A 7193-nucleotide genomic window follows, 5' to 3' on the forward strand; every position below is an offset into this window, starting at 1 on the left:
CCCTTGAGTTTCAACGGTTGAACGAAAAAAGCTTTCTACCCCCGGTGTTTCGGCCATCATTGAGGCAACAACACCCAACAGCCAAAACAAAGGGCGGCCTGATCTTTTGTCCTCCAGATCCCGTTGAAACGAAAGTTTGCCCATTGTATCCCCGCTTATTTTTTGGCTATCCTACAACATGGAAGCGAAAGTCTTTCGTCGGAAAATGAGAAAAACGGATTCCGATCATCGTCAGGAATCCGTTCGTCTTGAACGGGTTACCTCTCCGTCCCGCAGCTGCCTCGGCAATGGTCAGCCGCATGGCATGACGCGCACGCCCCTTTGGCGCTTTTTTTCACGTGGCGAACCAGCGTCCAGCCGGCGTAGGCAAAAATCGCTCCGCCGATCACAAGATTCGCGATCATCGATTCTCTCTCCTTTCATGAATAACCAAGCATATGCCCAAACTGATAGACGGCAAACGAAATGACATACGCAACCGTCAGCGCGCATCCGATTGACAACAGCGTCCATTTCCGCGACCCGGTTTCTTTGCGAATCGCCGCCACCGTCGCTAGACACGGCGTATAAAGCAGGACGAACACCATAAAGCTGAACGCCGACAGCGGCGTGAAATGGGAGGCGATCACCTGCTTCAGCCCGTTCGTCTCATGAACGTGGTAAATAATATTCATCGTGGACACGACAACTTCTTTCGCCAAAAAGCCGGTGATCAAAGCCGCGCCCGCCTGCCAGGCGCCAAAGCCAAGCGGGGCGAGCAACGGAGCGATGAGGCCGCCGATGGCGGCGAGAAAACTGTCATCCATGGCAACGCCGACCCCATGCGGCCCGATATACGTCAACAGCCAAATGGCGACCGAACCGCCAAAAATAAACGTGNCGGCTTTGCGAACGAACCCTTTCCCTTTCTCCCATGTGCTCCGCCATAACGTGAGCGCCTGCGGCACGCGGTATGGCGGCAGTTCAATGACAAACAGCGAACTTTCGTTTTTCAAGAGCGTCGATGAGAACAACTTGGCGAGCCCCAAAGCCACTACAATGCCAAGCACGTAAAGTGAAAACACGACAAGCGCCTGCTCGCGGACGAAAAACGTGCCGGCAAACAAGGCGTACACCGGCAAGCGAGCGGAACACGACATAAACGGCAGCGCCAAGATCGTCAACAGCCGTTCTTTCGGCTGCTCGATCGTGCGCGCCGCCATCACCCCGGGAACGTTGCAGCCAAAGCCGATGATCATCGGGATAAACGCCTTGCCGTTTAACCCGATCGCTTCCATCATCCGGTCCATCACCATCGCCACGCGCGCCATGTACCCGGAGTCTTCGAGAAGCGAGATGAAAAAAAACAAAATGAAAATTTGCGGAACAAACACCAGAACCCCGCCGACCCCAGCGACAATCCCGTCCAAAACGAGTGCCTTGATAAACGGCGACGCCCCCGCCCAGTCGAGAAGACGGGACAGCCAATCAGTGAGCGGCCCTGAGAAGAAAGCGTCAAGCTGATCGGCAAGCGGCGTCCCAAGCCAGTTAAACGTGAGCATAAACACGAGATACATCAGCGCCAAAAAAATCGGCAGCCCGACATAACGGTTTGTCACAACCACATCGATTTTTTCCGTCCATGTCAACGGTTTGTTCTCAAGCGCGATCGCCGCAACAGCGATCGCCTCACCGATCCAGCGGTCACGCGTCTCATAAATCTGTTCGGCGACCGAAGATCCGAGCTTCTGATATTGACGATTGCCGAGCATGGCTCGGTCAATAAGAAATCAGTCGCCACTCCTTCATCACGGGACAGCGGCTGGAGCGAGTAAATGCCGGGCAAATCGACGACCGGCACACCGTGTTGGCGAAGCACTCCTACTTTCTTCTCGACCGTTACCCCGCTCCAGTTGCCAACATATTCATAAGAGCCGGTTAAACAGTTAAACAATGACGTTTTGCCAGTATTGGGGTTGCCAAACAGCGCTACGTACGCCATCATTTCACCTCAATCGCCGACGCTTCTTTGCGCCGTAAGCCGATGGCCTGCCCATCAACTTCGATCATCACCGGTCCGCCAAACGGCATCGCAGCTTTCAACCGCACCATTTTTCCTTCTTTGACCCCTAGATGAAGGAGGCGCTGTTTCAGTGCCTCCTGCTCGACGGCCAAACGGACGACGACCGCTGCTTCTCCTTTATGCAAATCGGTCAGCACCATCGTCTTTTCCCCCTATTTCCCTGTCTATTCTCATGTGTGTCAAGAATGATTCTTTTTCTCAATTCCTATCATAGCATAACCGAAGAAAAAGGAAGTGACTTTTTTCACAATCATTCTATATTGTCAACATTTTTTCAAAATTATTCTTCATATTAGTTGAACTCTTCAAAAAAATATATATAATTTCTTGTATATCTTTCCCATCTTTGTTCAAGGAGTGAGTACAGTGAATACACTAGGAAGAATCAGCAACTTTGTCGGCAATACGTTTGCGATTTGGGTGCTTTTGTTCGGAGCGCTTGCTTTTTTCGCTCCCGGCGCGTTTACGTGGATCGCCCCGTATATTGTGCCGCTTTTAGGCATCGTGATGTTTGGCATGGGATTGACGCTTTCAGCAGATGATTTCAAAGAAGTATTCAAACGTCCGCTTGATGTGTTGATCGGCGTCGTTGCCCAATTTCTGATCATGCCGCTTATCGCGTTTTTGCTCGCTTACTTTCTGCCGGTTTCGCGCGAAGTGGCGCTCGGCATTATTTTAGTCGGCTGCTGTCCGGGCGGAACGGCGTCCAACGTCATGACGTATTTGGCGAAAGGAGATACGGCTCTGTCGGTCGCCGTCACGTCTGTTTCGACGATTTTAGCGCCGATTTTGACGCCTTCGCTCATCTTGCTTTTAGCGGGAAAATGGCTGTCCGTATCGGCCGCAGCTTTGTTTTGGTCGATCGTCAAAGTCGTCCTGATTCCGATCCTTTTAGGACTCATCGCCCAGGCTCTGTTCCAAAAGCAAGTCAAAGCGTGCATCCCGGCGCTGCCGCTCGTTTCGGTCATCGCCATCGTGGCCATTGTCGCCGCCGTCGTCGGACAAAACCAAGCGGCCATTGCCAAAAGCGGACTGCTTATTTTTCTTATTGTCGTTGTTCATAACGGATTGGGCTTGCTGCTTGGGTATTGGTTTGCCAAACTGTTTCGCCTGTCACCGCCAAAACAAAAGGCGATTTCCATCGAAGTTGGCATGCAAAACTCCGGGCTTGGTGCGGCCCTAGCGACCGCCCATTTTTCGCCGCTCGCCGCTGTTCCGAGCGCCATTTTCAGCGTCTGGCACAATATTTCCGGTCCGATGGTCGCAACATACTTCCGCAAACAAGCAGATCGCCAGGCGGATGAACAAACGATTTCCGCTTAACCCCTCTCACGCTTTGCCTAGCAACAAAAAAGCTGTCTTCCGAAATGAATGATCGTTTTTCGGAGACAGCTTTTCCGCTCATCTTTCTTATTCCTTGACACCCGGGACAAAAGGCAGGCACCCGCCTTTCACCTCATTTCACAGTGCCCCTTCAAACGGAAACACCATCCGCCCTGCCAGTTCAGGAAAATCAATGAACGGGTTGCGGTTGCCTTGGATGAAAAAAATCGCGCTGTTGCGATGATGTTCATACACCGTCGGTGGAAATTGTTCGTGCCAACGGACAAGGAGCGGAATATCGATTTTGCGCCGAAACGACTTTGCGATCGCCTTTGGGTAGCGAAGCAGAAAGTACAACATCGCCCTTGCCGCCGTCCCTTTGCCGTATTCCGGCTCGAAATAGCCATTATGAACGACTCCGCAACGGTTTTGGATTTGCTCGTCGGGATCTTCCGGATTGTAAAACGGGAAATCCGCGTACGGAAAATTCGACCGCATCGTATTGCACTCCGGCTGGCAAACGAATAAATGATGCAAATCGCCTTTCATCGGTTCGCGGGCGCCAAACCAAGACTGCGGCACGACATGTTCGGCATTGAATTTCCATTGCTGCTCGATCGTTTTCACCCGCTCGTGCACATCGCCGAGCCCATGCTTCATTTTTTTCAACAACTGGCGAAATTCATCGTAGCGCCGTTTCATCGTTTGGACATCTTGGACGATCAACATCTTCGGGTCTTTTCGCTCGCCGGAGTACAAGCTTCGCACCGTTCCGTCCGGCTGCAAGTCGACCCATGTGTACAAATATTCGTCCTTGCTGAAAAAATACGGCAGCCGTCGCTTATGGGTATGCGCCACCAGTTCGTGATAGCGGACAAACAACACCAATCCGTCCCCTTCAAGCGGCAGATGGCGGTAATACCGTTCGCGCGCCCGTTGGTCTTCATCCGCACGATAATACGCGTCCTCCACCGCGAGCCGCTCGTTCAACTGCTCCAGCTGGGCGGCAACATCTTCCGTTTGCCATTGGCCAAGCTCCTCAAGCCGCCGTTCCGCCTCTCCCATCGGCGCTCCCCTTTCTTTTTTCTTTTAGTGTATCATGGAAGGCGAAAGAGGGCGACAACAGCGTTAATGCAAAAGAAACGATGTCGCGCCGAACAAAACGGCGGCGATGCCGGCGGCGATCAACGATGGGATCAACTTCGTGCGCGCGTATTCCATCACCGGCAAATCCAAAATGGTGCAAAGCGTCACTGTATTGTCGCTGAGCGGCGACGCGAACGCCCCGAATGTGCCGCTTGCAAACACAGCGCCGATGACCGGCAAAATATTCGCTCCTGACTGGCTCGCGAGCGTTACGCCAAGCGGCATCAACATCCCCCACGTCCCCCACGACGAGCCGATGAAATAGGAAATGACGGCGCCAAGCAAAAACAAAATCGGAGCGACGAAAAACGGCGGAATCCATTCTTTGACATGGCCCGTAATGTATTGCGAAAACCCTAAATCCTCCGCCACAGCCGACAGCGCCCAAATGAGCGCCAGCATTAAAATGACGGAAATCAGCTCATTGCCGCCTTTAACAAAATGAGTCAATAAATCGTTCAGCTTAAACTTTTGCCAAAGGAAAAAGGCCACTGTAATGATCACGGTAAACAACAGCGCCTCCAACATCGCACCGAGCGCATCGCTTTGCAAAAACGCCTGCCAAAACGTTCTTGCCCCCCGGCGGCCGTCCCACCAACTTAAAAACAACGTCAAGACAAGCACGATCGAAAGCGGAACGATCAAATTCCACGGCTTGACCGGCGTTTCTTTTTGGTAAGCGCGCGGGCATGTCTGCATCGCGTCTCCTTCTTCCCCTTGCGCTTCATTGGGCTCATTGTCAGCCGGCCGCTGTTCTTCCGCCATTTCGAGCGCCAACCGCTCGTTCCAGCTTCGAATCGGCGCCTCTTTCCGCTTTTCGCTTACTGCCGCTTGTTTTTTGCGCGAATAGACAAAAAAACTGTAGTAGAGCCCAACCGCAATAATGGCATACGAGAAAAAGTTAAACGGAATGCTTCGGACGTACACGATGTACGGCTCCGCTCCGATGCCAGCCGTATCAAGCGCCTTATCGATGACCGACACCATATAGCCGACAAACGCGGTGGCAATTGGGATGAGCGCGACAACCGGGTTGGATGTCACCTCAATGGCAAAGCCGATTTGCTGGGACGACAGCCCAAGCCGTTTGCGCAGCGCCTTCATGATCGGCGCGACGGTGACGATGCGAAAATCGGGGTCGCTAAACGTCACCATCGTCGAAATCCACGTCAGCAGCATGGCGGTTTTGGCCGATTTCACTTTTTTGCTGACGAGATGGACGAACCCTTTGATTCCCCCGGTATATTTGATCATGCTGACAAGACCGGCGAACACATACAAGAAAATGATGATGCGAATGTTGTTCGTCTGCATCAAGTTATCGACGACGTAATGAAGCATCGTCCGCAGCCCGCCAAGCAACGACGGCGTCATGAAATAGCTGCCGACCAACAGCCCGACAAACAGTCCAGGGATCACTTGCTTCGTCCAAATTGAAATCGGGATGACAACTAAAAATGGCAAGAGAGCTTTCCACGACGGTTCCATTGGCCATTCACTCCTTTCTTTAAAAAGTATGGCGATTGTTTCCCTTGTCTATGCAAACGGTCATTGATTTTCCCCCAACAACAGGGAGACGAGTCCACACAAAAAGCGCGCCGCATGGTGGCACGCGCAAGCGAAACCGCTTTCCTGCCTAATAAAAAAATAAAAAGCTGCCAATTAGACAGCTTTCACTGCTTCTCTTCGGGACGGCAGCGCCAACAAGTGGAGCGTCACTTCCGGCTTCGAGCCGATTCGAATGTTCACCCCGGTTTGCCCAAGCCCTTCGTTGATATAAAACGGTTTCCCCTCCCATTCATGATAACCTTTGATCATGTTCCGCTCGGTGAGCGTTTTGCTCATTTTCGCCAAATGGTACGGCTTTGGCCAATGAATTTGCCCGCCGTGGAAATGGCCGGACAACAAGTAGTCAAAATGATAGTCTTTCATATGCGGCACGATGTCCGGATCGTGCGTCAACACGAGGTTGATGCCGTCTTTCACGCCGGCGTATGCCTTTTTGATGTCGCTGCGCCCCGTGTAAAAGTCATCGATGCCGATGATATTGACGGTTTGACCGTTGACGGTGATCGTTTTCGTCTCGTTTTGCAAGACGACGCAGCCGTGCGCCTCAAGCGTCGCTTTCAAGCGCGCAAACGGTTCGCCTTGAAGCACGTAATCGTGGTTGCCAAACACCGCATACATGCCGTACGTCGGTTTCAATGCATTCAGCGCGGCCAAATACGGACTGAGCTTGGCGATGCTTTCCTCACGGTCCAAAAAGTCGCCCGTCAACGCGATCAAATCGATCGCTTCCTCTTTCAGCTTTTCGTATAAATCGTCTGGGGTGATCGACAGTTTTTCAAGATGCAAATCCGATAGCTGCAAAATCCGAAGGGCTCCGTCTCCATCCTCTGAACGGCCGACTTGGACTTTATGCAAAACCGCTTCATACGTGTTGCGGTGGGCTTTGCGAATGGCCAAAGCAAGCAATAACAAGATTGCAAGAAAAACAAAAAAGAAAGTCATCGTCTTCTCTCCTCCCTCGATACCCATTATAGTGAAACGGAGGAGAGAAGAAAGAGGGAGTTAGTGGATGAGATGGCAGCCGTACAACGAAAACAATTTTTCCTTTGACATCACCAAATATTTCGGCGGGCGGACAAGCGGCATGAGACGG

7 protein-coding genes and 1 pseudogene are annotated in these 7193 nt (G+C 52.1%); 1 reads left to right on the top strand and 7 read right to left on the bottom strand.

Annotation, left to right across the window (positions count from 1 at the left end; translation table 11 throughout):
• Positions 1–257: 257 nt before the first annotated feature.
• The 4 genes and pseudogenes from VU18_RS17340 to VU18_RS08005 form a co-directional block, all read right to left on the bottom strand.
• Positions 258–404 carry a FeoB-associated Cys-rich membrane protein gene (locus tag VU18_RS17340; protein WP_014195950.1) on the bottom strand — a complete coding sequence of 49 codons (147 nt, stop codon included), beginning with the start codon at positions 402–404 and terminating at the stop codon, positions 258–260.
• Positions 405–419: 15 nt separating this feature from the next.
• Positions 420–879: nucleoside recognition domain-containing protein (locus VU18_RS19775; RefSeq protein ID WP_304413650.1), on the bottom strand; the 460-nt coding region annotated here is incomplete at its 5' end.
• 1 nt (position 880) lies between these two features.
• Positions 881–1981 (bottom strand): annotated as a pseudogene (locus tag VU18_RS08000) (ferrous iron transporter B); the annotation flags it as partial.
• Complete coding sequence (locus VU18_RS08005) at positions 1981–2202, bottom strand: FeoA family protein (RefSeq protein ID WP_047757907.1); 222 nt, start codon at positions 2200–2202, stop codon at positions 1981–1983. The gene VU18_RS08005 and the pseudogene VU18_RS08000, both read right to left, overlap by 1 nt.
• A gap of 226 nt (positions 2203–2428) precedes the next feature.
• On the opposite strand from VU18_RS08005, the gene VU18_RS08010 reads away from it, so the two are divergent.
• Positions 2429–3385, top strand: coding sequence for a bile acid:sodium symporter family protein (locus VU18_RS08010; RefSeq protein ID WP_020279325.1), 957 nt, complete (start codon positions 2429–2431; stop codon positions 3383–3385).
• Between the two features lie 138 nt (positions 3386–3523).
• Here VU18_RS08010 and VU18_RS08015 read toward each other — a convergent pair whose 3' ends face one another.
• The 3 genes from VU18_RS08015 to VU18_RS08025 all read right to left on the bottom strand — a co-directional run bounded on the left by VU18_RS08015 (position 3524) and on the right by VU18_RS08025 (position 7042).
• Complete coding sequence (locus tag VU18_RS08015) at positions 3524–4450, bottom strand: endonuclease I family protein (RefSeq protein ID WP_021321478.1); 927 nt, start codon at positions 4448–4450, stop codon at positions 3524–3526.
• A 63-nt stretch (positions 4451–4513) separates the two neighbouring features.
• Positions 4514–6019: a Na+/H+ antiporter NhaC family protein gene (locus VU18_RS08020; protein WP_021321477.1), complete on the bottom strand. Its 1506-nt coding sequence runs from the start codon at positions 6017–6019 to the stop codon at positions 4514–4516.
• A gap of 174 nt (positions 6020–6193) precedes the next feature.
• The gene (locus tag VU18_RS08025; protein ID WP_014195957.1) at positions 6194–7042 is read right to left on the bottom strand and encodes a metallophosphoesterase; all 849 of its coding nucleotides are present in this window, start codon (positions 7040–7042) and stop codon (positions 6194–6196) included.
• Positions 7043–7193: the final 151 nt, after the last annotated feature.

The sequence above is a fragment of the Geobacillus sp. ZGt-1 genome, assembly GCF_001026865.1.
GTDB lineage: Bacteria > Bacillota > Bacilli > Bacillales > Anoxybacillaceae > Geobacillus > Geobacillus thermoleovorans.

Coding starts and splice junctions, on each gene's coding strand:
- VU18_RS17340 (WP_014195950.1), bottom strand. CDS start 404: ATGATCGCGAATCTTGTGATCGGCGGAGCGATTTTTGCCTACGCCGGC.
- VU18_RS08005 (WP_047757907.1), bottom strand. CDS start 2,202: ATGGTGCTGACCGATTTGCATAAAGGAGAAGCAGCGGTCGTCGTCCGT.
- VU18_RS08015 (WP_021321478.1), bottom strand. CDS start 4,450: ATGGGAGAGGCGGAACGGCGGCTTGAGGAGCTTGGCCAATGGCAAACG.
- VU18_RS08020 (WP_021321477.1), bottom strand. CDS start 6,019: ATGGAACCGTCGTGGAAAGCTCTCTTGCCATTTTTAGTTGTCATCCCG.
- VU18_RS08025 (WP_014195957.1), bottom strand. CDS start 7,042: ATGACTTTCTTTTTTGTTTTTCTTGCAATCTTGTTATTGCTTGCTTTG.